The sequence below is a fragment of the Angustibacter sp. McL0619 genome (assembly GCF_049994355.1).
In the GTDB taxonomy this organism is placed as follows: domain Bacteria; phylum Actinomycetota; class Actinomycetes; order Actinomycetales; family Angustibacteraceae; genus Angustibacter.
This window is the reverse complement of the sequence record NZ_CP188257.1, coordinates 4,678,082-4,700,417: the sequence shown is the minus strand read 5'-3', so window position 1 is coordinate 4,700,417 and position 22,336 is coordinate 4,678,082. Positions and strand designations below refer to the sequence as shown.

Annotated in this window: 23 protein-coding genes; 14 read left to right on the top strand and 9 right to left on the bottom strand. The window is 71.7% G+C overall.

Annotation, left to right across the window (positions count from 1 at the left end; translation table 11 throughout):
- Positions 1-4: 4 nt before the first annotated feature.
- The 6 genes from ACPPVT_RS22120 (at position 5) to ACPPVT_RS22095 (ending at position 5,341) form a co-directional block, all read left to right on the top strand.
- Positions 5-1,519, top strand: coding sequence for a sugar ABC transporter ATP-binding protein (locus ACPPVT_RS22120; RefSeq protein WP_426564152.1), 1,515 nt, complete (start codon positions 5-7; stop codon positions 1,517-1,519).
- The gene (locus ACPPVT_RS22115; protein WP_426564150.1) at positions 1,512-2,555 is read left to right on the top strand and encodes a LacI family DNA-binding transcriptional regulator; all 1,044 of its coding nucleotides are present in this window, start codon (positions 1,512-1,514) and stop codon (positions 2,553-2,555) included. Before ACPPVT_RS22120 ends, ACPPVT_RS22115 begins: the two co-directional genes overlap by 8 nt.
- A 223-nt stretch (positions 2,556-2,778) precedes the next feature.
- Complete coding sequence (locus ACPPVT_RS22110) at positions 2,779-3,585, top strand: hypothetical protein (RefSeq protein WP_426564148.1); 807 nt, start codon at positions 2,779-2,781, stop codon at positions 3,583-3,585.
- A 93-nt stretch (positions 3,586-3,678) separates the two neighbouring features.
- On the top strand, positions 3,679-4,194 hold the full coding sequence (locus ACPPVT_RS22105) for a hemerythrin domain-containing protein (protein WP_426564146.1): 516 nt from the start codon (positions 3,679-3,681) through the stop codon (positions 4,192-4,194).
- 53 nt (positions 4,195-4,247) lie between these two features.
- Positions 4,248-4,733 carry an RNA polymerase sigma factor gene (locus tag ACPPVT_RS22100; RefSeq protein WP_426564144.1) on the top strand — a complete coding sequence of 162 codons (486 nt, stop codon included), beginning with the start codon at positions 4,248-4,250 and terminating at the stop codon, positions 4,731-4,733.
- On the top strand, positions 4,730-5,341 hold the full coding sequence (locus ACPPVT_RS22095; RefSeq protein WP_426564142.1) for a methylated-DNA--[protein]-cysteine S-methyltransferase: 612 nt from the start codon (positions 4,730-4,732) through the stop codon (positions 5,339-5,341). Before ACPPVT_RS22100 ends, ACPPVT_RS22095 begins: the two co-directional genes overlap by 4 nt.
- Positions 5,342-5,354: 13 nt before the next feature.
- On the opposite strand, the gene ACPPVT_RS22090 is transcribed toward ACPPVT_RS22095, so the two are convergent.
- Positions 5,355-6,518 carry a winged helix DNA-binding domain-containing protein gene (locus ACPPVT_RS22090; RefSeq protein WP_426564140.1) on the bottom strand — a complete coding sequence of 388 codons (1,164 nt, stop codon included), beginning with the start codon at positions 6,516-6,518 and terminating at the stop codon, positions 5,355-5,357.
- Positions 6,515-6,877, bottom strand: a complete 363-nt coding sequence (locus tag ACPPVT_RS22085) for a VOC family protein (RefSeq protein WP_426564138.1) — start codon at positions 6,875-6,877, stop codon at positions 6,515-6,517. The genes ACPPVT_RS22090 and ACPPVT_RS22085 overlap by 4 nt, the downstream gene beginning before the upstream one ends.
- Before the next feature lie 66 nt (positions 6,878-6,943).
- On the opposite strand from ACPPVT_RS22085, the gene ACPPVT_RS22080 reads away from it, so the two are divergent.
- Positions 6,944-8,491, top strand: coding sequence for an LLM class flavin-dependent oxidoreductase (locus ACPPVT_RS22080; RefSeq protein ID WP_426564136.1), 1,548 nt, complete (start codon positions 6,944-6,946; stop codon positions 8,489-8,491).
- 28 nt (positions 8,492-8,519) lie between these two features.
- Here ACPPVT_RS22080 and ACPPVT_RS22075 read toward each other — a convergent pair whose 3' ends face one another.
- A complete protein-coding gene (locus ACPPVT_RS22075) occupies positions 8,520-10,484 on the bottom strand; it encodes a putative bifunctional diguanylate cyclase/phosphodiesterase (RefSeq protein ID WP_426564134.1) in 1,965 nt (654 codons plus the stop codon).
- A 70-nt stretch (positions 10,485-10,554) separates the two neighbouring features.
- On the opposite strand from ACPPVT_RS22075, the gene ACPPVT_RS22070 reads away from it, so the two are divergent.
- From ACPPVT_RS22070 to ACPPVT_RS22055, 4 genes are all read left to right on the top strand, one after another.
- Positions 10,555-11,103, top strand: a complete 549-nt coding sequence (locus ACPPVT_RS22070; protein ID WP_426564132.1) for a histidine phosphatase family protein — start codon at positions 10,555-10,557, stop codon at positions 11,101-11,103.
- Positions 11,104-11,147: 44 nt separating this feature from the next.
- Positions 11,148-12,128 (top strand): DMT family transporter, encoded by a 981-nt coding sequence (locus tag ACPPVT_RS22065; RefSeq protein WP_426564130.1) that lies wholly within the window; start codon positions 11,148-11,150, stop codon positions 12,126-12,128.
- On the top strand, positions 12,125-12,613 hold the full coding sequence (locus ACPPVT_RS22060) for a methylated-DNA--[protein]-cysteine S-methyltransferase (RefSeq protein WP_426564128.1): 489 nt from the start codon (positions 12,125-12,127) through the stop codon (positions 12,611-12,613). The genes ACPPVT_RS22065 and ACPPVT_RS22060 overlap by 4 nt, the downstream gene beginning before the upstream one ends.
- Before the next feature lie 169 nt (positions 12,614-12,782).
- Positions 12,783-13,211, top strand: a complete 429-nt coding sequence (locus ACPPVT_RS22055) for a PPOX class F420-dependent oxidoreductase (RefSeq protein ID WP_426564126.1) — start codon at positions 12,783-12,785, stop codon at positions 13,209-13,211.
- A 4-nt stretch (positions 13,212-13,215) separates the two neighbouring features.
- Here the strand turns inward: ACPPVT_RS22055 and ACPPVT_RS22050 are convergent, their stop codons facing one another.
- Together ACPPVT_RS22050 and ACPPVT_RS22045 are read right to left on the bottom strand one after the other, a co-directional pair.
- On the bottom strand, positions 13,216-13,851 hold the full coding sequence (locus ACPPVT_RS22050; protein WP_426564124.1) for an SseB family protein: 636 nt from the start codon (positions 13,849-13,851) through the stop codon (positions 13,216-13,218).
- Positions 13,852-14,070: 219 nt separating this feature from the next.
- Positions 14,071-14,481 (bottom strand): ATP-binding protein, encoded by a 411-nt coding sequence (locus ACPPVT_RS22045; RefSeq protein ID WP_426564122.1) that lies wholly within the window; start codon positions 14,479-14,481, stop codon positions 14,071-14,073.
- A 143-nt stretch (positions 14,482-14,624) separates the two neighbouring features.
- Between ACPPVT_RS22045 and ACPPVT_RS22040 the strand changes: the two genes are divergently transcribed.
- Together ACPPVT_RS22040 and ACPPVT_RS22035 are read left to right on the top strand one after the other, a co-directional pair.
- Positions 14,625-15,833 carry a pyridoxal phosphate-dependent aminotransferase gene (locus tag ACPPVT_RS22040; protein ID WP_426564120.1) on the top strand — a complete coding sequence of 403 codons (1,209 nt, stop codon included), beginning with the start codon at positions 14,625-14,627 and terminating at the stop codon, positions 15,831-15,833.
- A 63-nt stretch (positions 15,834-15,896) separates the two neighbouring features.
- Complete coding sequence (locus ACPPVT_RS22035) at positions 15,897-16,535, top strand: VOC family protein (protein WP_426564118.1); 639 nt, start codon at positions 15,897-15,899, stop codon at positions 16,533-16,535.
- Between the two features lie 35 nt (positions 16,536-16,570).
- Here the strand turns inward: ACPPVT_RS22035 and purB are convergent, their stop codons facing one another.
- From purB to ACPPVT_RS22020, 3 genes are all read right to left on the bottom strand, one after another.
- Complete coding sequence (purB, locus tag ACPPVT_RS22030; protein WP_426567236.1) at positions 16,571-18,013, bottom strand: adenylosuccinate lyase; 1,443 nt, start codon at positions 18,011-18,013, stop codon at positions 16,571-16,573.
- A 34-nt stretch (positions 18,014-18,047) separates the two neighbouring features.
- Positions 18,048-18,875: a VOC family protein gene (locus ACPPVT_RS22025; protein WP_426564116.1), complete on the bottom strand. Its 828-nt coding sequence runs from the start codon at positions 18,873-18,875 to the stop codon at positions 18,048-18,050.
- A 401-nt stretch (positions 18,876-19,276) separates the two neighbouring features.
- Positions 19,277-20,539 (bottom strand): NAD(P)/FAD-dependent oxidoreductase, encoded by a 1,263-nt coding sequence (locus ACPPVT_RS22020; RefSeq protein ID WP_426564114.1) that lies wholly within the window; start codon positions 20,537-20,539, stop codon positions 19,277-19,279.
- A 60-nt stretch (positions 20,540-20,599) separates the two neighbouring features.
- Here ACPPVT_RS22020 and ACPPVT_RS22015 point away from each other — a divergent pair, with 60 nt between their 5' ends.
- Complete coding sequence (locus ACPPVT_RS22015; RefSeq protein ID WP_426564112.1) at positions 20,600-21,307, top strand: dienelactone hydrolase family protein; 708 nt, start codon at positions 20,600-20,602, stop codon at positions 21,305-21,307.
- 7 nt (positions 21,308-21,314) lie between these two features.
- On the opposite strand, the gene ACPPVT_RS22010 is transcribed toward ACPPVT_RS22015, so the two are convergent.
- Positions 21,315-22,283, bottom strand: a complete 969-nt coding sequence (locus ACPPVT_RS22010) for an EamA family transporter (protein WP_426564110.1) — start codon at positions 22,281-22,283, stop codon at positions 21,315-21,317.
- Positions 22,284-22,336: the final 53 nt, after the last annotated feature.

Sequence of the window (22,336 nt, the reverse complement as noted above, 5' to 3'; positions counted from 1 at the left end):
CCGGATGGACGCGCGGCCCCTCCTGGAGCTCACCGGAGCCACCGTCTACTTCGGGGTGGATGCGGCGCTCGACGGGGTCGACTTCCGGATGTTCCCCGGTGAGGTGCACTCGCTCATGGGCGAGAACGGTGCCGGCAAGTCGACGCTGATCAAGGCCATCACCGGCGCCCTGCCTCTGGCCGCGGGAGTCCTGCGGCTCGGCGACGGCGTGGTGAGCTTCGGGTCCCCGCACGACGCGCAGCGGGCCGGCGTCAGCTCGGTCTACCAGGAGATCGACCTGCTGCCCAACGTGTCGGTGGCGGAGAACATCGCGCTGGGCCGCGAGCCGCGCAGGTTCGCCATGATCGACTGGGCCGAGATGCGTCGCCGGGCGCAGGACGTGCTCAGCGACCTCGGGCTGGACATCGACCCCGCCTCTCTGCTGGGTCGCCACTCGCTCGCCGTGCAGCAGCTGGTCGCCATCGCCCGGGCGATCTCGACCGACGTCCGGGTCCTGGTGCTCGACGAGCCGACTTCGAGCCTGGACCTGGACGAGTGCGCCGAGCTGTTCCGGGTGGTCCGTGACCTCAAGCAGCGCGGGGTGGCGATCCTGTTCGTCTCGCACTTCCTCGACCAGGTCTACGAGATCAGCGACCGGGTCACGGTCCTGCGCGACGGCAAGCTCGTGGGCGAGTTCCTCACCCAGGAGCTGCTGCGCATCGACCTGGTGCAGGCGATGCTCGGGCGCAGCGCCGAGTCCCTGCGCGCCAAGCCGCGACTGCACATCGTTGAGGACGACCGCCGTCCCTTCCTGAGCGCCCGCGGCGTCAGTGTCGGCGCCGGTATCGACGGTGCGGACGTCGACCTGATGGAGGGCGAGGTGCTCGGAGTGGCCGGGCTTCTCGGCTCGGGTCGCACGGAGCTCGCCCGCGCGATCACCGGGATCGACAAGCTGGACGCGGGGATCATCCACGTCCAGGGCCGGGCGGAGAGCTTCGCGGGACCGCGATCGGCGATGTCGCTCGGCGTCGTTTACTCCTCCGAGAACCGGCGCGCCGAGGGCATCATCAGCGAGCTGAGCGTCATGGAGAACATCACGCTCGCGTTGCAGGCCGAGCGCGGAATGCTGCGCCGGATCCGGTCGTCGCGTCAGCGCGAGCTCGCGCTGAGCTGGATCGACGCGCTGGACGTCCGTCCCGCGGACCCGGACCGCCCGGCTGGCACGTTGTCCGGTGGCAACCAGCAGAAGGTCCTCCTCGCCCGTCTGCTGGCATTGTCACCGCGGGCTTTGGTGCTGGACGAGCCGACGCGCGGGATCGACATCGGCGCCAAGGTCGAGGTGCAGAACCTCGTCGGCGAGCTCGCGGACAACGGGCTCTCGGTGATGTTCATCTCCGCCGAGCTGGAGGAGGTGCTGCGCGTCGGGCACCGGGTCGCGATCCTGCTGGACGGCCGCATCGTGGACATCGTGCCGTCCGACTCGCTGAACGCCGACACGTTGACCGCGCTCGTGGCCAGACCGGACGAGTTCGATGAGTGAGCCGCGGCCCGCCGGCGGCGCCAGCAAGCCCGGCCGGGGCCGGACGGCGAACATCTTCGACGTGGCCCGCCTCGCCGGGGTGTCCCACCAGACCGTCTCGCGCGTGATCAACGACATGCCCAACGTGCGGCCGTCGACGCGGGCCAGGGTCGAGCAGGCCATCGCCCAGCTGCAGTACAGCCCCTCGCCCGCAGCCCGCGCGCTGGTGACCCGGCGGACCCGCTCGATCGGCCTGGTGACGCCGGGTATCTCGGACTACGGGCCGACCTCGATCGCCATGCACTTCAACTTCGCCGCGCGGGCCGCCCGATACAACGTCGAGACGGTGAGCGCCCCCTCCGACGACCCCAAGGCCATTCGGGGGGTGGTTGACGGTCTGCTCCGCCAGCGCGTGGACGCGATCGTGCTGGTCGTCGTCGACGTCGCGGTGCTCGAGCTGGTGCGCAGCCTGGACCTGCGCATCCCCGTCGTGGCCGCGGCCTCCGCGGCCAGACGCAGTCCGATGATCGTGTCCATCGACCAGTACCGCGGTGCGCGCACCGCGGTGCGGCACCTCGCTGAGCTGGGGCACACCCGGATCCTGCACGTCGCCGGGCCGAGGACCGCTCTGGACGCCGTCGAGCGGGTCCGTGGCTGGCGCGACGAGTTGGCCGCACACCGCCTGGAGATCAGCGAGCCGCTGTTCGGCGACTGGTCGGCGGCGAGCGGTCACCGCCTCGGATCCAGCCTGGACATCGAGCCCGGGGTCGCAGTCTTCGTGGGCAACGATCACATGACCATCGGGCTGCTCTCGGCGCTGCGCGAACGCGGGCTGCAGGTGCCGGACGACGTCAGCGTGGTCGGCTTCGACGACGTGCCCGAGGCCGGGTATCTCTTCCCGCCCCTGACGACCATCCGGCAGGACTTCGCAACCCTCGGCGAGATCATCATGCAGAAGGTGCTGATCGCGGTCGAGGAGCCCGACACGCTCACCGAGGACATCCCGCTGCCGACCCACCTGGTGGTGCGGCAGTCCACCCGCGCCGTCGACGACTGAGGCAGAACCGCTATCACCTGAGCCGCGACGTACCACAACACGTGGCCACCGCGCATGGTCTTGCCGAAACTCGACTGGCGATTTGTCCGGTTCAAGGGGACGATCTTCACCAGGACGCCCCTGCATCCACCCGGCTTGGTACGTAAAGGGCGGTCGCGACCCTGCCGAGGGACAGTCAGCGCACCTGTTCAGGGGCGCCCACCGACTGTCGAGGGGTGCTGGCATGGCCGCAGTCCACCAGGTACGTCGGCTGGTCGTCCCTGCGGCGCTGGCGACCACGCTCGCCGCGGCGATGCTGTCGGGTGCCGCCACCGCCGGTGCCTCCCCAGCGGGCTCCACGGGCGCGCTGCCCCAGCCCAGCTGGACGGCGTCCTTCCGGGCCCCCAGCTCGGGCAGCCCCCTCGTTCGGCTCGACGCCGCCCTGGACCTGCCCTCCGCTGCCGTGCGCCGCAGCGCTCTGGTCGCCGCGGACGTCGCCGAGCACCGCGTGCAGGTCAAGGCCTCGGTCGCGCGCAGGACCGTCGTGAAGCGCAGTGCCGCCAAGGCCGACAAGGCCGGCTCGGTCAAGCCTGCATCGTCCAGCAAGGGCGCCCAGCGGGCGTCGTCCGGGCACACCAGTGGTTCCAGTGGTGGCGGTAGCGCGCTCGAGAATGCGGTCGCGCGGATCCCCGGCTACGGCGCCCACCGTCCGGCCAACTGGGTCTCCACCGGCCGCTACGGGCACTACGGCGCAACGGATCTGGCCAGCAACAACGTCTACATCAACCCCGCAGTGCCTTCGTCCAAGCTGGACTCGGTGGTCCGCCACGAGTGGTCGCACATCCTGTCCGTGCGCGTGTACGGCGGCAGCTACAGCGCGATGATGGCGGCGACCAACCGGGTCTTCGGTGGCTCCGGCATGACCGGCGCGGAGCGGGCGGCCGACTGCATGGCCATCCAGCTCGGCGCCACCTGGACGAACTACACCTCGTGCTCCAGCGCGCAGTGGCGGTCCGCGGCGGGCGAGCTCCTGAGCGGTCGTCGGCTCTGACTCGGTAGGGGCTTCACGTCGAGGGGCGCGAGCCTGCCGACTCCTTCACACTGGCCCAGGAACCGGGTCGGCGCACAACAGGAGGAGTCAGGCGTGGACATCACCGAGGTGATCCTGCACCAGCACATGGAGCAGCGGCGCATGTTCGCCATGCTCGACGAGGTCGACCGGGACGACACCCGGACCCTGGCGGCGATCTGGCGACGGCTGGAGATCTTGCTCGAAACGCACGCCGAGGCCGAGGAGCGGTTCTTCTACCCGCATCTGCTCAAGCTCGGCACGGGGGAGGCGGACGCCGACAGCGTCGAGGAGGAGGTCGAGGACGCGGTCAAGGACCACAACAAGATCCGCGACGGCATCCGCGAGGCCGCCAAGCACCGGGTGGGCGCGAAGGTGTGGTGGGAGGCGGTGGCGAAGGCCCGCCTGGAGAACGACGACCACATGGCGGAGGAGGAGCGTCAGGACCTGGCGGACTTCCGGCTGCACGCGCCGCTGGGGCTGCGGCACGACATCGCCGTCGAGTTCCTGCGCTTCGAGTCCGAGAAGGCCGCCGAGGGCATCACCCCGCGGGACAAGGACCCCGAGGACTACGTCGAACGAAACTCCTGACCGCGCGGCGCCGGCTGACCTCACGAACCGCCGGTGTGGCACGTTTACCTGTTGTGAGCGTCGAACCCTTCGAGGCTGTCGTGTCCCGCTACGGGCCGATGGTGCTGCGCGTGTGCCGCGCGGTGGTCGGGCCGGACGCGGCGGACGACGCGTGGTCGGAGACGTTCCTGTCGGCCCTGCAGGCCTATCCGCGCCTTCGCCCGGACAGCGACGTCCAAGCCTGGCTGGTCACCATCGCGCACCGAAAGGCCATCGACCAGACCCGGGCCGCAGCACGTCGTCCGCGCCCGACCGACGAGCTCGGCGAGCGGCCCTCGACGGTCGGTCAGCCCGGCGGCTGGGAGTCCGGCCTGTGGGAGGCGCTGAAGCAGCTGCCCGCCAAACAGCGCCAGTGCGTCGCGTACCACCACCTCGTCGGCCTGCCCTACGCCGAGGTGGCCCGGATCGTCGGTGGGACAGCGGACGCCGCCCGGCGGGCTTCGGCCGACGGCATCGCGTCGCTGCGCACGTTCCTTGCGGCACAGGAGGTTTCGGTATGAGCACCCAGGACGTCGCATCGCTGTTCGCATCCCTGCCGCGCGGTGACGACGCCACCCTGCGCCTGCTGCACGAAAGGCTGGCCGCGGCGGCTGAGGCCGGCGAGCTGCTGGACGTGGCCTACCGGACGCTCGACTCACCGGTCGGCCTGCTGCTGCTGGCCGCGACCGAGCGCGGGCTGGTCAAGGTCTCGTTCGAGCGGGAGGGCCACGAGCAGGTGCTGGACAAGCTGGCGACGTCGGTGAGCCCGCGGATCCTGCTCGCTCCGCGCCGGCTGGACGCGGTGGCCCACGAGCTCGACGACTACTTCGCCGGACGTCGTCACGACTTCGACGTGCCGCTCGACCTGCGCCTGGCGCACGGCTTCCGCCTCTCGGTGATCGAGCACCTGCGCGACATCGGGTACGGGCGCACCGAGAGCTACTCGGACGTCGCGCAGGCGGTTGGCAGCCCCCGCGCGGTGCGTGCGGTCGGCACGGCCTGCGCCACCAACCCGCTGCCCCTGGTGCTGCCCTGCCACCGGGTGGTGCGCAGCGACGGGACGCTGGGTCGCTACGGCGGCGGCGACGAGGCGAAGCGCTGGCTGATCGACCTGGAGACGACGGGCTGAGCAGAAGCCGGACTCAGGCGTGTGCTCCGCTGGTCACCGGGCCGATGGTCAACCGCGGTGTCGCAGAACGGATTGCACCGATCCGCTCGACCTGCTCGGCCAGCAGCCGCTGACGCCTGGCGCTGAGGTCGGCGCGTGGCTCGACGGTGACGTCCAGCCGGCGTCCGGACACCTTCTGGTGCCACACGCCGAAGACCTCGCCGTCGACCAGGAGGACCGCGAAGTTGCCGGCCTGCCCGCGAGCGGTGGCCCGCTCGAACATGGCGCCGGGGAAGAGCCGTTCGCGCGGGTGGCAGCCGACCGCGTACGCGTCGAAGTAGGGCAGCAGGCGAACGCCGGCTGGGGCGCGGTCGTCCGGGTGCTCGTCGCCGGCCACCACCCAGGCGGCCGCACCCTCCAGGCGCACCTGCCGCAGTCGGTCGCCGAGCGAGCTGAAAGCCGCTGCGGCCCAAGGCTTCGGGCTGGCCAGCCAGCGGGCGAAGTGGGCCGGTGTCGCCGGCCCGTAGCTGCGCAGGTAGGCCAGCACCGCGCCGTCCAGCCCGGTCTGCGCGTCCAGTGCTGCGGTCTCGCCGATCCAGCGGCGCGGCGACGTGAAGGTCAGCTGTCGCCCGCGCGGAGGGCCGAAGCACAGCGCTCCGCGCCAGGCCGCCACCGTGACGGCCTGGCGCCAGCGCGGCCAGAAGGTCTGGAACGCCGGTATCACCAGTTCGCCCGCCCAGGAGCCCGCTCGCTCGACCACGGCATCGCTGAGCTCGTCCAGGGTCAGCTCGTCCCCGCTCAGGGCGTCTGCCACCGCCGCGACCACGGCGTCGGTCTGCTCCGGGCTCATCCGCACGTCCGCGGCGAACGGGCTGGTGGACGGCGTGGCACCCAGCGCGGCCGACCACATCGGCAGGTCCCGTGCAGCCAGCAGGTGCACAGTGCCGCGTGGGCCGTAGGTCTTCACGAGCTCGCGGCTCTCCCACAAGGCGGACCGCACCGTGCCGGCGTCGCCGTCGCTGCTGCGGATGCCGATCGATACCTCGGCGGCGGACATCACCTGCGCGTGCACCCCACAGATGGCCGCGGCGACCTCGCCGGGGCCGGCCGTGGCCGACGGCTCGTCCAGCAGGTGCCGGTGCAACCGCCGAGACAGCGCCTGGCGCCAGGTCCAGTCGAGGACGCTCGGGTCGGTCATGCCGCCGTGGGCAGCGGCGCGACCAGGCAGAGCACATGGCCGTCCGGGTCCAGCAGGACGGACTGCCGCTCGCCCCAGGACTGGTCCTGCGGGGCGTCCAGCAAGGTGGCCCCGGCTGCGACGGCCGCCTGCGTCATCTCGTCGACGTCGTCCACGGACAGGCTCGCGACCACCCCGGCCAGGCTGGGTGCGGGTTCGCGCTCGTGCAGCAGCACCTGGGTGCCATCCGGGGCCTCCAGGGCGGCCAGGCCGTCCTGGCGCCACAGCTCGGCCAGCCCCAACGCGTCGCGGTACAGCGCGAGCGAAACGTCGAGGTCGGCGACGGACACGGTGATCCGGTGGACTCCCTGAACGGCCATCCCGCCATCCTCGCGCACGGGGGTGCCGCTCGTCACCGATCGCTCGATGAGTGACAGGCTGCACTCATGGACTACGGGCAGGATCTCGTCTTCGGCACCTTCTTGACCCCGCTCGCGGCCCGGGCCCAGCGGGTCGTCGACCTCGCGGTCCTCACCGAGCAGGTCGGGCTGGACCTGGTCACCCTGCAGGACCACCCCTACCAGGCGAAGTTCGCCGACACCTGGACGCTGCTGTCCGTGATCGCCGCGCACACCTCGCGGGTCCGGCTGTCGCCGAACGTGGCCAACGTGCCGCTGCGGCCGCCGTTCGTGCTGGCCAAGAGCGCGGCGACCCTCGACCTGCTCAGCGGCGGCCGGGTCGAGCTCGGGCTCGGTTCCGGGGGTTTCCGCGAGGCGATCGCCGCCATCGGTGGTCCCACGTTGACTGCGGCGCAGGGTGTCGACGCCCTGGTCGAGGCGATCCAGGTCATTCGCGCGGTGTGGGACGAGAATGCCGGCTCGATCCGGCTCGACGGTGAGCACTACCAGCTCAAGGGCGCCCACCCCGGCCCGGCACCATCGCACCGCATCGAGATCTGGCTCGGCGCCTACAAGCCGCGGATGCTCGCCCTGACCGGCGCGCTCGCCGACGGCTGGCTGCCGACCGCCAGCTATGCGGCGCCGGAGACGCTGCCCGCGATGAACGCGGCCATCGACGAGGCTGCCGAGTCCGCCGGGCGCGAGCCGGCGGCGGTCCGACGGCTCTACAACATCAGCGGCTCGTTCGTCGGCGACGGCAGCGAGTTCCTGCAGGGTCCGCCGTCGGTGTGGGTCGAGCAGCTGGCCGACCTCACCCTGGCCGAGGGCATGAGCACCTACATCCTCGGCTCGGACGACGCCGACACGATCCGCCGGTTCGCGGCCGAGGTCGTGCCCGGCGTCCGCGAGCTGGTGCAGGCCGAGCGCACCCAGCCCCGCGACCCGGTTCCGTTGCGCGAGAACCACCCTGGGCAGATCAACATCGCCGTGCCGGTCGGCGGGCTGGAGGTCGCCGCGACCCCGGACGACGGCAGCCGGCGCTCCGCCGAGCAGCTCTGGGACGAGTCGACCCGTCCGACCGGGCCGACCACCGAACCGGGACGCGAGTACTCCGCGCACGAGCAGGCGGCCGGCCGGCACCTGGTCGACGTGCACGACCACCTGCGCGGCGAGCTCGCCCAGCTCCGCGACCTGGTCGACCAGGTCGCTGCCGGGCACGGCGACCCGGGCGCCGTCCGCTCGCACATCGCCTCGATGGCGTTGCGGCAGAACGACTGGACGCTCGGCGTCTACTGCGCCCAGTACTGCCGGGTGGTCACCGGGCACCACAGCCTGGAGGACGCCAGCGTGTTCCCGCACCTGCGCTCGCGCGACCCGCGCCTGGCCCCGGTGATCGACCGGCTGGAGCAGGAGCACCTGGTGATCAGCGAGGTGCTCGAGCGGGTCGACTCGGCCCTGGTGCAGCTGGTCAGCGGGAGCGAGGGTCTGGCCGCGGTGAGCGCGGCCCTGGACCTGCTCAGCGACACCTTGCTCTCGCACCTGTCCTACGAGGAGCGCGAGCTCGTCGAACCGTTGGCGCGCCTGGGTTTCTACTGACCGGCGCGTCTGGCTGGCTCGTGCTGACTCAGCGCAGGGCCTGCTCGACCTCGTGGCGCTTGATCCACTCGATCATCGCGGCGGCCGGCATCGGGCGGGCCAGGCCGTAGCCCTGGCCCTCGTCGCAACCGAGCTCGCGCAGCGCCTCCCGCGTCTCATCGTCCTCGATGCCCTCCGCGACGACGGTCAACGCGAGGTTGTGCGCGAGCTCGATCAGTGAGCGGACGATGGCGGCGTGCCGGTCGTCGGTCAGCATGTCGCGCACGTAGGCGCGGTCGATCTTCAGCTCGCGCACGTGCAGGTTGGCCAAGTGCCCGATGGACGTCTGCCCCTGACCGAAGTCGTCCAGGCTGATCGCGACGCCGGCGGCGCTGAGCTCCTCGAGCACTGCCGTGGCGCGCTGCACGTCGGCGAACACGGCGGTCTCGGTCAGCTCCAGCACCAGGCGGCTGGACTCGATCCCCCGACGCCCCAACGCGTCCAGCACCCGCGTGGCGAACTGCTGCTGCCCCAGGTTGCGGGCCGAGATGTTCACCGACATCCGCGCGTGCTTGGGCAGGCCGAGCGAGCGCACCTGGCCGAGCGCGTGGTCCAGCACCCACTCGGTGAGCGGGTCGATCAGACCGGTCTGCTCGGCCAGCGGCAGAAACGCATCCGGGTAGAGCAGGCCGTGCCGTGGGTGCTGCCAGCGCAGCAGGGCCTCCGCGCCGACCAAGGCGCCGGTATCCAGGCACACCTTGGGCTGGAAGTGCAGCACGAGCTCGTCCATGGCCATCGCACGACCGAGCTCTCCGACCATGGCCAGCCGCTCCGGGTCGTAGTGGTCCTGCTCCGGGTCGAACCGGACGACGCCTGCGCCTCTGGCCTTGGCGGTGGACAGGGCGATGTCCGCACGGCGCAGCAGCGCGGTCGCGTCGGCCCCGTCCACCCCGATCATCGCGAAGCCGGCGCTAGCCTCCGGCTCGATCGCGATGCCAGAGAGCAGCAGTGGGGCACCCAGCTCGCGCAGCACCCGACGCAGCACACGCTCGGCCGTCGCGTCGTCCCGCACCGTGGGCAGCACGATGCCGAACTCGTCCCCGCCGAGCCGGGCGAGCAGGTCGTCACGCCCGGCGGCCGCCCGCAGCCGGACGCCCAGCGCCAGCAGCAGGGCGTCCCCGTTGTGGTGTCCGAGCGAATCGTTGACCGTCTTGAACCTGGCCATGTCGATGACCGCGACCGCGCCGCCGTCCTGGGTCGCGTCCTGGGCGACCTCGTCGAGATCGCGCAGGAACGCGCGCCGGTTGGGCAGGTCGGTCAGCGGGTCGTGGTCGGCCAGGTAGGCGTTCCCGCGGGCGCTCTGCCGCAGTCGCCGGGTCGTCGTCAGGGTGAGGCCGAGCAGCACCAGGTACAGGGCCACCAGGCCGATGGTCAGGTCGCGGTACAGCCGCTTGTAGCCGGCCTGCACCTCGGCCGCGATCGGCGCGTAGGGCACGTAGAGCTCGAGGACGCCGATGACCGAGCCACCCGCGTGCAGGGGCTCGTAGACCTCCACGGCGCGCGGTCCCACCGCACCGGTGTCGTCGTCGTCGGCGTTCAGCCGGGTCAGGTGCGCCTCGACATGGCCTTCGGCGGCCTCGAGCGCCTCGTCGTCGATCTCGCCGGTGAAGCCGGACCCGTCGTCCGAGAAGACCACCCGGCCCTGCGGGGAGCGGACCCGCAGCCGCAGCACCTGGCTCTCCGCGGTCAGCTGGTCGGTCACCGTCGTCAGGGCCCGGATGGTCGTGGGTGCCAGGTCTGCGGCGGCGGGGTGGCCGTCAAGGGCCGGCTCGATGGCCGATGCGGCGATGATCTGCGCCCGCACCCTGGCCGCGCTGAGCGCGCGGTCCTCGGCGCCGGAGCGCAGCGACGTGCCCAGGAGCACGCCCATGGCCGCCACGACGACAAGCATGATCGCGGCGAACGAGGCGAAGACCCGGCCGACCGAGGCGGGCCTTCGCTGGTCGGTGCGCACGAACGTTTCATCGGCTGCGGAACCCGGGCAGTTGAGGTATATCGCCATGGCATTGCCATAGCGTGACCACGTGGCGGTCAGCATCGTGTTCGAGACCCATGCCACCACGCTGGACAACGAACGCGGTCTGGCCACCGGGTGGCTGCCGGGTGAGCTGTCCGCCGTGGGTCGCGAGCAGGCCCGCGAGCTCGGTCGGCGCCGACGTCCGGACGGCCTGGCAGCGGTGTTCACCTCCGACCTGGCCCGGGCCGGCGAGACGACGCAGGTCGCGTTTAGCGACGAGTTGCCCGTGCTCGCCGACTGGCGGCTGCGTGAGTGCGACTACGGCGATTGGAACGGCCGCGACCGGGCGACCGTGCTCGGTGACCGCGTCGACCACCTCGACCAGCCCTACCCGGGTGGGGAGAGCTGGCGGCAGGCGGTAGTCCGGGTCGGCCGGTTCCTGGCCGACCTGCCGACCCGCTGGGACGGTCGCCGGGTGCTCGTCATCGGGCACGTCGCGACCCGCTACGGGCTGGAGGTGGGGCTGCTCGGCCGGTCGTTGGAGCAGCTCCTGGCGCAGGAGTTCGTCTGGCAGGAGGGCTGGGAGTACGAGCTCGGCGCCGGACCGGTTTGCTGAGCCCGGGCACCTCACGAAACGTCGCGCCCACGCGTTCTCCAGGTATGGCAACCACGACCTCCCAGGCCACCCCCTCGTCCGGCGCCGGGCTGCGCGGCCGGCTCACCCCGATCTTTGCGATCTCGGTGACCGTGCTGCTCTGGGCGTCCGCGTTCGTGGCGATCCGGCACGTCGGCGACCAGGTCTCGCCGGGTGCGCTGACGCTCGGACGATGCGTGGTGGCCAGCGTGGTGCTGGGGGCGTTGCTGGTGGTCCGGCACCTGCGGGGGCCGGTCGCGGTGGTCCGGCCGACCCGCGGGCAGTGGCTCCGGCTGGCGATCGTCGGGGTGCTCTGGTTCGGCGCCTACAACGTCGCGCTGAACGCCGCCGAGCAGCGACTGGACGCCGGTACGGCCGCGATGCTGGTCAATGTCGGGCCGATCATGATCGCCGTACTGGCTGGGCTGCTGCTCGGTGAAGGCTTCCCGCAGCGGCTGCTGGTCGGCAGCTTGGTCGCCTTCGCCGGCGTGGTGCTGATCGGGGTCTCGTCTTCGTCACCGGGGGCGGTGCACACGGCCGACGCGTGGGGCGTCGTGCTCTGCGTCGGTGCGGCAGCCGCCTACGCGGTCAGCGTGATCGCGCAGAAGCCGTTGCTGGCGAGCCTGCCGGCCCTCGAGGTGACCTGGATCGCGTGCACGATCGGCGGACTGTGCGCGCTGCCGTTCGCTGGGGCGCTCTGGCACGACCTGCATGCAGCCGGACTCTCTGCGCTCGGCTGGGTGGTCTACCTGGGGGTGATGCCGACCGCGGTCGCGTTCACCACCTGGGCGTACGCGCTGGCCCGCAGCACGGCGGGGCGACTGGGGTCGACGACCTATCTGGTGCCCCCGCTGACGATCGTGCTCGGCTGGGCCCTGCTCGGCGAGACCCCAGCGGGCTGGGCGCTGGTCGGCGGCGCGGTCTGCCTGGTCGGCGTGGCGATCTCGCGCCGGGTCCGGCGTCCGACCGAGCCGGTTGTCACCGGTGTGCGTCAGGCTGAGGCATGACCGTCTGGACCGTGATCGGCTCGCCCGTCGACGATCTGCTCGCGGTCGCCGACGGGGACGCGCTGGCCGGCCTCTACTTCACCCCGCACGACGGGCTGCTGGAGCGCCTGGGCCACCCGGAGCGGGACGACGACCACCCGCTGTTCGCGCGGCTGTCCGATGAGCTCGCGGAGTACTTCGCCGGGGAGCGCGAGGCCTTCGACGTGCCGTTGGACCCTCCTGGCAGCGACTTCCAGCGCCGGGTCTGGCACGTGCTCACCCAGATCCCGTACGGCACGACCTGGTCCTACGGGGACGTCGCGTCCAAGCTGGGACTGGGGCCGGAAGCAGCGCGCGCGGTCGGTTCGGCCAACGGTTCGAACCCCATCCCGGTCGTCATCCCGTGCCATCGGGTGATCGGCGCCGACGGCTCGCTGACCGGCTTCGGCGGTGGTCTGCAGCGCAAGCGTCTGCTGCTCGACCTTGAGGCCGACCTCCTCTTCTGACCCGATCGGGATGTTGATCACGTTAAGTGTGCGAAGACCCGCTTCTCGAGGCGTAGACACCTGGGGAAGCAGGTGTCGACACACCTAACGTGATCAACTTCGGACGGCGGACGGCGGACGGCGGGCTGGTGGGGTTGTGGGCGGCCAGGTCGGGCATGAGGATGGGCCTATGGACCAGCCGAACGCCCAGCTGGCGCTGCTCGCCCAGCTGCGGCGTGGCGTCCTGACCACTCTCAAGCGGGACGGACGAGCCCAGCTGTCGGTCGTGTCGTACCACTGCGACCCGGCGACCGCGCTGGTCCGGATCTCCACGCGGTCGCCGCTGGCCAAGACGGCGAACGCCCGGCGCGACCCGCGGGTCAGCCTGCTGGCCACCACCGAGCACCTGCGCCCCTACGTCGTCGCCGAGGGGGACGCCGAGGTCGGACCGGTCGCTCAGCAGCCGGACGACGCCGTGGTGGAGGAGCTGGTCGAGCACTACCGCACGCTCAACGGCGAGCACCCGGACTGGGCGGAGTTCCGGGCCGCGATGGTCGCCGAGCAGCGGCTCGTGCTGCGGTTCACCGTGACGCGCACCTACGGACTGCCCGTCGGCTGAACGGCTAGCTCGCGTCGTCCTGCTGGTCCCGCCCGCGCTGCTCGCGCTGGAGCCGCTGCGACCTGGACAACCGGCGGGTCGCGCGCCGCGCCTGCCTCAGCTCGGCGAAGGCCCGGTTCCCCAGCCCCACGGCAGCGACCACGCCGAGCACCGCCACCAGCAGCAGCCACGCTGAGCCACCGGTCAGTCCGATCAGCAGCAGCCCGGCGCACGCAGCCAGCAGCACGAGCGGCACCCGCACTGACTGTCTGCCGCCGCTGAACCCGACGAACGGCAACGGTTCGGTGGAGTCCGGCTCTGGCACCAGCGGCCCGTAGCCCAGGTGCCGGCGGGCGGCGGCGATCGACACGAGCACGCCGCCGCCGGGGCCGGGGTCGACCAGCAGGTCGACGCCCTCGACGGCCCACAGCGCGACCATCTGCCGGAACGGCATCTCGGCGATCGGCGGGGGCTCGGACTCCGGGGCTCCGCGCTGCACCCACCAGGTGGCCAGCACCTCCCGGTCGGTGAAGGCCACCATCACCCGCCGTCCCTCGTGATCGACGACCAAGCTGTGCCGCTGGTCCTCGCGCACGAACACCAGGTCGCGCTCGGCGAGCGCGTCCAGCAGCGGTACGTCGACGTCGTCCGGGTCACTCACCCGGCTGACCCTACGGTGGCCGCGCTCCGGACGGCGTCGCGCCCCGGCGGCCCGACGAGCGCGGGCACTGCTGGCCGAGTCGTTGCAGCCGTGGTTGCACCCGCGCGGGGGTGATCACCACCAGTTCGCTGCAACGACGTCTGCAACCATCGCGGAATCGACGCTCGCCGAAACCACCGGCCGGTCACCGGTCGCGCAGGCTTGCGAGGCTGAGGCGGCTCAGCGGTCGTCGAAGCGCGCCCAGACCACCTTGCCGGTGGGCGTGCGGGACCACCCCAGCTGCTCGCTGACCCGGGCCACGATGAGCATGCCGCGCCCGTTCTCGGACAGCGGCCCGTTGTCCCGCATCTGCGGCGGCGCGCTGCTGTCGTCGGCCACGGTCACCAGCCAGCCGCCGTTGAGCCGGTTCAGTGCGAGCGACATCCCGCCGCGCGCGTGCCGCACGCTGTTGGCCACCAGCTCGCTGGTGACCAGGGCCGCCCGGCGCAGTGCGGGCTCCTGAGCGCCGTCCATCGCCTGGGTGACCAGCCGTCGTGCCAGCCGGGCGCTGCTCGCGTCGGGGCGCAGCGGCCAGTTGCCGACCGGCTCGCCCGTAGGCGGCTCGGCGGCCGGCACCACGCGCACGGTCATCCTGGCTCCTCGCCCGCGATGGCTCGGCCCGGCGGACCGCTCCACCCCGCGTCCCACGTTAGCCGTGTCCGGGCACCCCCGGGGCTTGAAGGGGTCCAAGACGCGCCGTACGCGTGTGCCGGCCCGGCTGGAACACTGGGCCGGTGACCGTCCTGCAATCGCGCAAGCTCGCCGACGTCTGCTACGACATCCGCGGCCCGGTGCTGGCTGAGGCCCAACGGCTGGAGCGCGAGGGCCACCGGATCCTCAAGCTCAACATCGGCAACCCCGCGCCGTTCGGCTTCGATGCGCCCGAGGGCATCCTGGCCGACGTGGTCGCCGCACTGCCGACGGCCCAGGGCTACTGCGACTCCCAGGGCCTGGTCTCGGCCCGTCGGGCCGTCGTCCAGTACCACCACGCCAAGGGCGTGGAGGGCATCGACGTGGACGACGTCTACTTGGGCAACGGGGTCAGCGAGCTCATCGTGATGGCGCTGCAGGCGCTGCTGGACGACGGGGACGAGGTGCTGATCCCGACGCCGGACTACCCGCTGTGGACGGCAGCCGTCTCGCTCGCCGGTGGCCGGCCCGTGCACTACCGCTGCGACGAGGGCGAGGGCTGGCAGCCCGACCTGGACGACCTGGCCGCCAAGATCGGGCCGCGCACCCGCGGCGTCGTGGTGATCAACCCCAACAACCCCACCGGTGCGGTCTACGGCCTGCCGGTGCTCGAGGGGATCGTCGAGCTGGCCCGCACGAACGGGCTGGTGCTGTTCAGCGACGAGATCTACGACCAGATCCTGTACGACGACGCGGTGCACGTCGCGACCGCCTCGCTGGCGCCGGATGTGCTGTGCCTGACTTTCAACGGGTTGTCCAAGGCGTACCGGCTGGCCGGGTTCCGGTCCGGCTGGCTGGTGGTGTCGGGGCCGACTGAGCGCGCCCGCTCGTACATCGAGGGTCTGACCATCCTGGCCAACATGCGGCTGTGCGCGAACGTGCCGGCCCAGCACGCGGTCGCGACCGCGCTGGGCGGCGACCACGGGCTGGAGTCGCTCGTGCTGCCGGGCGGCCGGCTGCGCGACCAGCGGGACACTGCACTGGCGCTGCTGGAGGAGATTCCCGGCGTCAGCTGCGTGCGCCCGAAGGGGGCGCTGTACCTGTTCCCGCGGTTGGACCCCGAGGTCTACCCGATCAAGGACGACCAGCGGCTGGTTCTCGAGCTGCTGCGCGAGCAGCACCTGCTGCTGGTGCAGGGCACCGGCTTCAACTGGCCCGACCCGGACCACCTGCGGATCGTCACGCTGCCGCACGTGGAGGACCTGCGGGACGCGATCGACCGCTTCGCGACGTTCCTGGCGGCCCGCCGCTGAGCCCATTGGGCGATCTGCGGACCTGCCCGTCAGGGTTCGCAACGCGTGTGGCACGCTTCCAGCATGCGAGTCGACCACGTGTCCTACGCCGCAGAGCAGGGCGGTCTGCGCGAGACCGCGCAACGCCTTTCGGACGCACTCGGCGTTGAAGCAGTGGACGGTGGGGTCCACCCACGGTTCGGCACGCGCAACATGATCCTGCCGCTCGCCGAGGGCCGCTACCTCGAGGTCGTAGAGGTGCTCGATCACCCGGCGTCCGACAAGGCACCCTTCGGGCAGGCCGTGCGGGCGCGCAGCGAGGACGGCGGCGGCTGGCTCGGGTGGGTGGTTGCCGTCGACGACCTGACGCCGGCCGAGGAACGCCTCGGGCGCGAGGCCGCGCAGGGCAACCGGCACCGTCCAGACGGCGTGGAGCTGCGCTGGAGGCAGATCGGCGTCAAGGGGCTGATCTCCGACCCGCAGCTGCCGTACCTGGTGCAGTGGGAGGTCGAGGCGGACCTTCACCCGTCGGCCTCAGGCCGGACTGTGGTTCGGCTGTCGTGCCTGCAGATCGCCGGTGACCCGCGTCGGGTGACGGACTGGCTCGGGCTGCCGGCCGGCTACACGTCGCAGGAGGTCGAGTTCGAGTTCCTTGCGCCGCACGGGACGCCGGGCCTGCTGGCCTGCCGCTTCGACACCGCGGCCGGCTCCGTCACCATCTGAGGGCTCCGTCACCATCTGATAGTCGGGCTGACCGCTCAGTCGAGGTGGTCGACCAGGGCCGAGGCCAGGCCGGTATAGGTGGCCGGGGTCATGGCGGTCAGCCGGGCCGCGACGTCGTCGGGTAGCCCCAGGCCGGCGACGAACTCGCGCATGGCTGCGCCGTCCACGCGCCGTCCACGAGTGAGCTCCTTCAGCCGCTCGTAAGGCTCGTCCATGCCGGGCGTCCCGGCGATCCCGGCGGCACGCATCGCCGACTGGACGGCCTCGCCGAGCACCTCCCAGTTCGCGTCCAGGTCGCGGGCCATCGCCTCGGGCGCGGCGTCCAGCCCGAACAGCCCGCGCTGCACGTTGTCGATGGCGAGCAACGAGTGGCCGAAGGCGGTGCCGATGTTGCGCTGGGTCGAGGAGTCGGTGAGGTCGCGCTGCAGCCGGCTGGTGACCAGGGTCTGGGCCAGCACGTCGAGCAGAGCCCCGGAGATCTCGAGGTTGGCTTCGGCGTTCTCGAAGCGGATCGGGTTGACCTTGTGCGGCATGGTCGACGATCCGACCGTGCCCTGGCCGCGCACCTGCACGAAGTATCCCAGCGAGATGTAGGTCCACACGTCGGTGCACAGGTTGTGCAGCACTCGGTTGAACCGGGCGACGTCGGAGTAGAGCTCGGCCTGCCAGTCGTGCGACTCGATCTGGGTGGTCAGCGGGTTCCAGGTCAGCCCGAGCTGCTCCACGAAGGTGCGGGAGACCTCGACCCAGTCGGCGCCGGGTACGGCGGCCTGGTGCGCGCCGTACGTGCCGGTCGCCCCGTTGAGCTTGCCCAGGTACTCGGCACGCTCGATCCGCGCCAGCTGGCGGCGCAGCCGGTGGGCGAGGACGGCGAGCTCCTTGCCGAGCGTGGTGGGCGTCGCCGGCTGGCCGTGGGTGCGGGCCAGCATCGGGACGTCGCGCAGCTCGGTCGCCATCGCGGCGACCTGGTCGACGAGCTGGCCCGCAGCCGGCAGCCACACCTGTTGCACTGCGCCGCGCACCATCAGCGCGTACGACAGGTTGTTGATGTCCTCGCTGGTGCAGCAGAAGTGCACGAGCTCGGTGAGGTCGGCCAGCGACGTCCCCGCCATCCGACGCTTCAGGTAGTACTCGACGGCCTTGACGTCGTGCACAGTCTCGCGCTCGATCTCGGCCAGCTCGGCGACGTCGTCCGCGCCGAAGTCCTGCACGACGGCGCGCAGCCGTGCGAGCTCGGGCTCGGTCAGCGCCCGGGCGCCGGGCACCGCGTCGACCGCGGCGAGGTGGGCCAGCCACTCGACCTCGACCCGGACCCGCTCGCGGTTCAGCGCCGCCTCGGACAGGTGCTCGACCAGCGGCGCGACGGCTGCGCGATAGCGGCCGTCCAGCGCACCGAGGGCGATCCCGGCGTCCGCCAGGGGCGTCTGGGAGCGGCGGGCAGGGTCGGTGCTGGGGGGCGTCGAGGTCACGTGCCCCATGGTCCCAGACGCCGAAGCCGCCTCGCGCACCCGCTCAGTCGATGCTCTGCGCGTCTGGCCCGTCGGAGTGCCCGTAGCCCTCGGGGGCCGTCTGGACCACCACGAAGTGCTCGCCCTCCGGGCCGGCGACCACGGCCAGCTGCCCGTACGCCGACTCCCGCGGCCCCTCCAGAACTGCGCCACCCAGCTCGACGGCCTTGGCCGCGGTGGCATCTGCATCGGCGACCCCGAAGTAGATCAACCAGTTCGGCGGGTCGTCGAGCGAGGTGCCGATACCCGTCTTGCCAAGGCTGCCCACCATCTGGCCGCCGGAGCGCGCCAGGACGGCGTACTCCAGGTCGGCCGGGGCGCCCTCCATCGACTCGACCCGGAGCCCGAACACGGCGGAGTAGAACGACTTGGCGGCCGCGAAGTCGTTGCTGGTGTGCTCGTTCCAGACCACCCCGCCGGGCTGGTTGACCAGCCCGACGCCGGTGTTGGACCCGGACTGCCAGACACCGAAGCTGGCACCGGCCGGGTCGAGGCCGATGATCATCCGGCCCAGGTCGCCGACGTCCATGGGCGGCGCGAGGACCTGCCCGCCATGCTGGGCGACCGCCGCGGCGGTCGCGTCGACGTCGTCCGAGGCCAGGTACGTCGTCCAGGCAGTGGGTTGGTCGCCGTCGCCCATCTTGCCGCCGATGCCCGCGACCCGGTGGCCGTCCACCCGGGCGACGCCGTAGCCGCCGAACTCGGGACCGGCGACCTGGACGTCCCAGCCGAACAGGCCGGAGTAGAACGCGTTCGCCGCTGCGGGGTCGTCAGAGGACAGCTCGACCCAGCAGGGCGTTCCCGTGGGCCAGGGGGTTTCGTGGGTGCTCATGCCAATCACCCTGGCACGGGCCACCGACAGCGGCCAGGCGTGCTCGATCGTCCGTCGGCGCGAGTGCGCCGGCGTGCTCGGTCCCCTGCGATGTGAGCCTGACGGTCAGAGTTTGGTCAACTTGGTGCACGGAAGTTGGATCCGCCGCACCGTGGTGCCGAAGTCGGCCACCAGCTCCGAGCCGTCGCTGATCTGCAACACCTTGCCGAGACCGTGTCGGTCGTGACACACCTGGTCACCGATTTCGAAGATCTCGGCAGGAAGCTGCTCGTCTGGCCGGTTGAACGGACTCCCTGGTATGACTCTGCGGCCCCCAGTTGCGCGTACGTTCATTCTCCCAGCATGCCCTGTCCGGGCCGTTACCGACAGGTACATGTCGCTGTGCAGCCGAATCGTGACCGTCAGTCAGCAGGATCGCCCACGACGATGTTCAGGCTGCGCGGCCAGGAGAAGTACCGCACCGACAGGTTGATCAGGGTGGCCAGCCGGTTGCGGCCCCCCATCAGCTCGATGATGTGCAGGCCCAGCCAGGCGAGCCAGGCCACCAGCCCGCGCAGTCGAAGCCCGAACGGGAACTGCACGACCGCGTCGCTTCGCCCGATCGTGGCCATCGTGCCCTTGTCGAAGTACTTGAACGGCTCGGTCGGCGCCCCGGCCAGCAGCCGTCGGATCTGCACCCCCGCATGCTTGCCGCCCTGGATCGCGGGCTGCGCGACCTGAGCGAGGCCCTCGGGGTCGAGCGCGACGTCGCCGACCGCGAACACCTCGGGATGGCCTGCGACGCGTAGGTCCGCGCCGACCTCGATGCGCCCACCCCGACCGGTGGGCAGCCCCCAGCCGCCGACGATCGGTCCGGCGGTGATCCCGGTGGCCCACACCACGACCGCGCACTCGATCTGGTCCTGCTCGCCGCCGGGGCCCTCGACCATGACGCAGTCCTCGCGGACCTCCTTCAACGAGGTGCTCAGCCGCAGCTCGACCCCGCGCTTGCGCAGCTGCTTGGCGGCGTACGCGCGCAGCTTCGGGTGGAACGGGCCGAGCACGTGATCGACCATCTCGACCAGGATGATGCGCACCCGCTGCGGGTCGAGCTGGCGGTACGCGATCGGCACCGCCGCGTTGCGCAGCTCGGCGAGCGCGCCGGCCATCTCCACCCCGGTCGCGCCGCCGCCGACCACGACGATCGTCGGCTCAGGGGCGCCGGCGACCTTCTGGTTGGCGTTCTCGATCGCGGTGAGCACCCGGTCGCGGGTCGCGATGGCTCCGGCTCGGGTGTAGATCGCCAGGGCGTGCTCCTGGGCGCCGGGGATGCCGAAGTAGTTCGCGGTGACCCCGCAGGCGACCACCAGGTAGTCGTACTCGATGGGCTCGTGCTGGTCGAGGTGCACGACCTTCGCGTCGGCGTCCACCTTCGTCACGGCGCCGCGCAGGAAGTCCGCGTTGCGGAACCGGCTGGTGAACGCGCGCAGCGCGAAGGTCACGTCGCCGGGGTTCAGCCCGCCGGTCGCCACCTGGTAGAGCAGCGGCTGGAACGTGTTGTAGCCGTTGCGGTCGATCAGCAGGACGTCGACGTCCGCGACGCTGAGCTGGCGGACCGCGGCGAGCCCGGCGAACCCGCCCCCGACCACCACGACACGCGGACGACGGCGGCTCTCGATGGTCATGGCGCAACTCTAGGGACCGCTGCGGGCGCCGCATCCGGTGCGGCTGGCTAGCATCAGCGCATGGCTGACTCCCACGCTGAGAACCCGCGCCAGAACGTGACCTTCGCCAGCAACGGCGACCAGGCGCACGGCTACCTGGCCACCCCGCCCGCCGGCACCGGCCCGGGCGTCATCGTCGTCCAGGAGTGGTGGGGACTGGACGACCACATCGTCGACATCTGCGACCGGCTGGCTGCCGAGGGCTTCACCATCCTGGCTCCAGACCTTTTCGGCGGACGCACCACGCACGACTCCGACGAGGCCGGCGCCATGATGAGTGCGCTGCCCGTCGAGCAGGCGGCCCGCGACCTGAGCGGTGCGGTCGGTTTCCTGCTCGGGCACGAGGGGGTGTCGTCGTCCACGGTCGGCGTCGTCGGGTTCTGCATGGGTGGCGGCTTCGCTCTGCTGCTGGCCGCCCAACAGGGCGAGAAGGTCAGTGCTGTAGTGCCGTTCTACGGCGTGGGTCAGGGCGTGCCGGACGAGTTCCGCGGGCTTCGGGCGGCGGTGCAGGGCCACTACGGCGAGCAGGACGCCTTCTACCCGGCGGACGCCGCCCGCGCGCTCGAGCAGCAGATCCGGGACGAGGCCGGGGTCGACGTCCAGTTCTTCTACTACCCAGCCGGCCACGCCTTCCACAACGACAAGGACCGGCTGGGCACCTACGACGACGAGTCCGCCAAGCTGGCGTGGTCGCGCACCGTGGACTTCCTGCGGGCCACGGTCTCCTAGCGGCCGGCTAGGGCGCGATGCCCTCGGGCATCGGGGAGGACGGCGCGCCCGCCGGCCGGCGACGGGCCGTCTCGGCCAGTGCCACGCCGCACAGGACGACGGCCCCGCCGAGCAGCTGCACCGCGGCCAGCTGCTCGCTCAGCACCCACCACGCGACCAGTGCCGAGCCGACCGGCTCGATCATGCCGAGGACGCCGACCCGCGCGGCGCCGACCCGTCCGACCGCGAGCAGCACCAGGCCGAACGCCGCGACGGTGCCGAGCAGCACCACCCAGGCCGTCATGGCTCCGACGGTGACCGTGATGCCCTCCAGGGCGCCGGGCAGGGCGACGTCGTCGTCCAGGACGTGGAACGGGAACTGCCACCAGGGTTCGACGATCGCCCACAGCAGCGCCGAGAAGGTGAAGATCCAGCCCATCAGGCTGACCGGGTCGCGCTGGCCCAGCCCGGCCTCGCCCATCAGGTAGTAGGTGGCCAGTGCCGCGGCCGCGCCGAGGGCGGCGAGCACGCCGATGCGGTCCAGGGTCAGGCCGTCCCAGACCTGGGCGACGAGCGCCAGCCCGACCAGGCACAGCGCGAGCGCGAGCCACACCCGCGACCGGACCTGCTCGCCGCGCGCGAAACGCACCCACAGCGCGACCATCAGCGGTGCCGTGTACTCCAGCAGCAGGGCGACGCCGACCGGCATCCTGGCGATGGCCACGAAGTAGAGCCACTGCACCATCGCGATGCCGCAGATCCCGTAAACCGCCAGGAAGGCCAGCTCTCGCAGGCCGACGCGCAGTGCCGCGGGTCGAGTGATGGCGGTGTATCCCATCAGGATGATGGCCGCGCCGGCCGAGCGGAGCGAGACGAGCTGGACGGGGTTCAGGCCGTTCTGCAGCACGATCTTGCTGACCGTGGCGTTGATCGAGAAGAGCAACGCGGCGCCGACTGCGAAGGCCACGCCGGTTGCGGAACGCCGGGTCGTCGTCACGCGGTGACGCTATCCGGCAGCGGTTCTCCGGACAGGATGGGATGGCGTTCGAG

Excerpts from the sequence above, each read along its gene's own strand:
- ACPPVT_RS22035 (WP_426564118.1), top strand. The coding sequence starts at position 15,897 with ATGCGAGTCGACCACGTGTCCTACGCCGCAGAGCAGGGCGGTCTGCGC.
- ACPPVT_RS22090 (WP_426564140.1), bottom strand. The coding sequence starts at position 6,518 with ATGACCGACCCGAGCGTCCTCGACTGGACCTGGCGCCAGGCGCTGTCT.
- ACPPVT_RS22045 (WP_426564122.1), bottom strand. The coding sequence starts at position 14,481 with ATGACCGTGCGCGTGGTGCCGGCCGCCGAGCCGCCTACGGGCGAGCCG.
- ACPPVT_RS22065 (WP_426564130.1), top strand. The coding sequence starts at position 11,148 with ATGGCAACCACGACCTCCCAGGCCACCCCCTCGTCCGGCGCCGGGCTG.
- ACPPVT_RS22055 (WP_426564126.1), top strand. The coding sequence starts at position 12,783 with ATGGACCAGCCGAACGCCCAGCTGGCGCTGCTCGCCCAGCTGCGGCGT.
- ACPPVT_RS22085 (WP_426564138.1), bottom strand. The coding sequence starts at position 6,877 with ATGGCCGTTCAGGGAGTCCACCGGATCACCGTGTCCGTCGCCGACCTC.
- ACPPVT_RS22110 (WP_426564148.1), top strand. The coding sequence starts at position 2,779 with ATGGCCGCAGTCCACCAGGTACGTCGGCTGGTCGTCCCTGCGGCGCTG.
- ACPPVT_RS22015 (WP_426564112.1), top strand. The coding sequence starts at position 20,600 with ATGGCTGACTCCCACGCTGAGAACCCGCGCCAGAACGTGACCTTCGCC.
- purB (WP_426567236.1), bottom strand. The coding sequence starts at position 18,013 with ATGGGGCACGTGACCTCGACGCCCCCCAGCACCGACCCTGCCCGCCGC.
- ACPPVT_RS22120 (WP_426564152.1), top strand. The coding sequence starts at position 5 with ATGGACGCGCGGCCCCTCCTGGAGCTCACCGGAGCCACCGTCTACTTC.
- ACPPVT_RS22020 (WP_426564114.1), bottom strand. The coding sequence starts at position 20,539 with ATGACCATCGAGAGCCGCCGTCGTCCGCGTGTCGTGGTGGTCGGGGGC.
- ACPPVT_RS22025 (WP_426564116.1), bottom strand. The coding sequence starts at position 18,875 with ATGAGCACCCACGAAACCCCCTGGCCCACGGGAACGCCCTGCTGGGTC.
- ACPPVT_RS22115 (WP_426564150.1), top strand. The coding sequence starts at position 1,512 with ATGAGTGAGCCGCGGCCCGCCGGCGGCGCCAGCAAGCCCGGCCGGGGC.
- ACPPVT_RS22080 (WP_426564136.1), top strand. The coding sequence starts at position 6,944 with ATGGACTACGGGCAGGATCTCGTCTTCGGCACCTTCTTGACCCCGCTC.
- ACPPVT_RS22060 (WP_426564128.1), top strand. The coding sequence starts at position 12,125 with ATGACCGTCTGGACCGTGATCGGCTCGCCCGTCGACGATCTGCTCGCG.
- ACPPVT_RS22095 (WP_426564142.1), top strand. The coding sequence starts at position 4,730 with ATGAGCACCCAGGACGTCGCATCGCTGTTCGCATCCCTGCCGCGCGGT.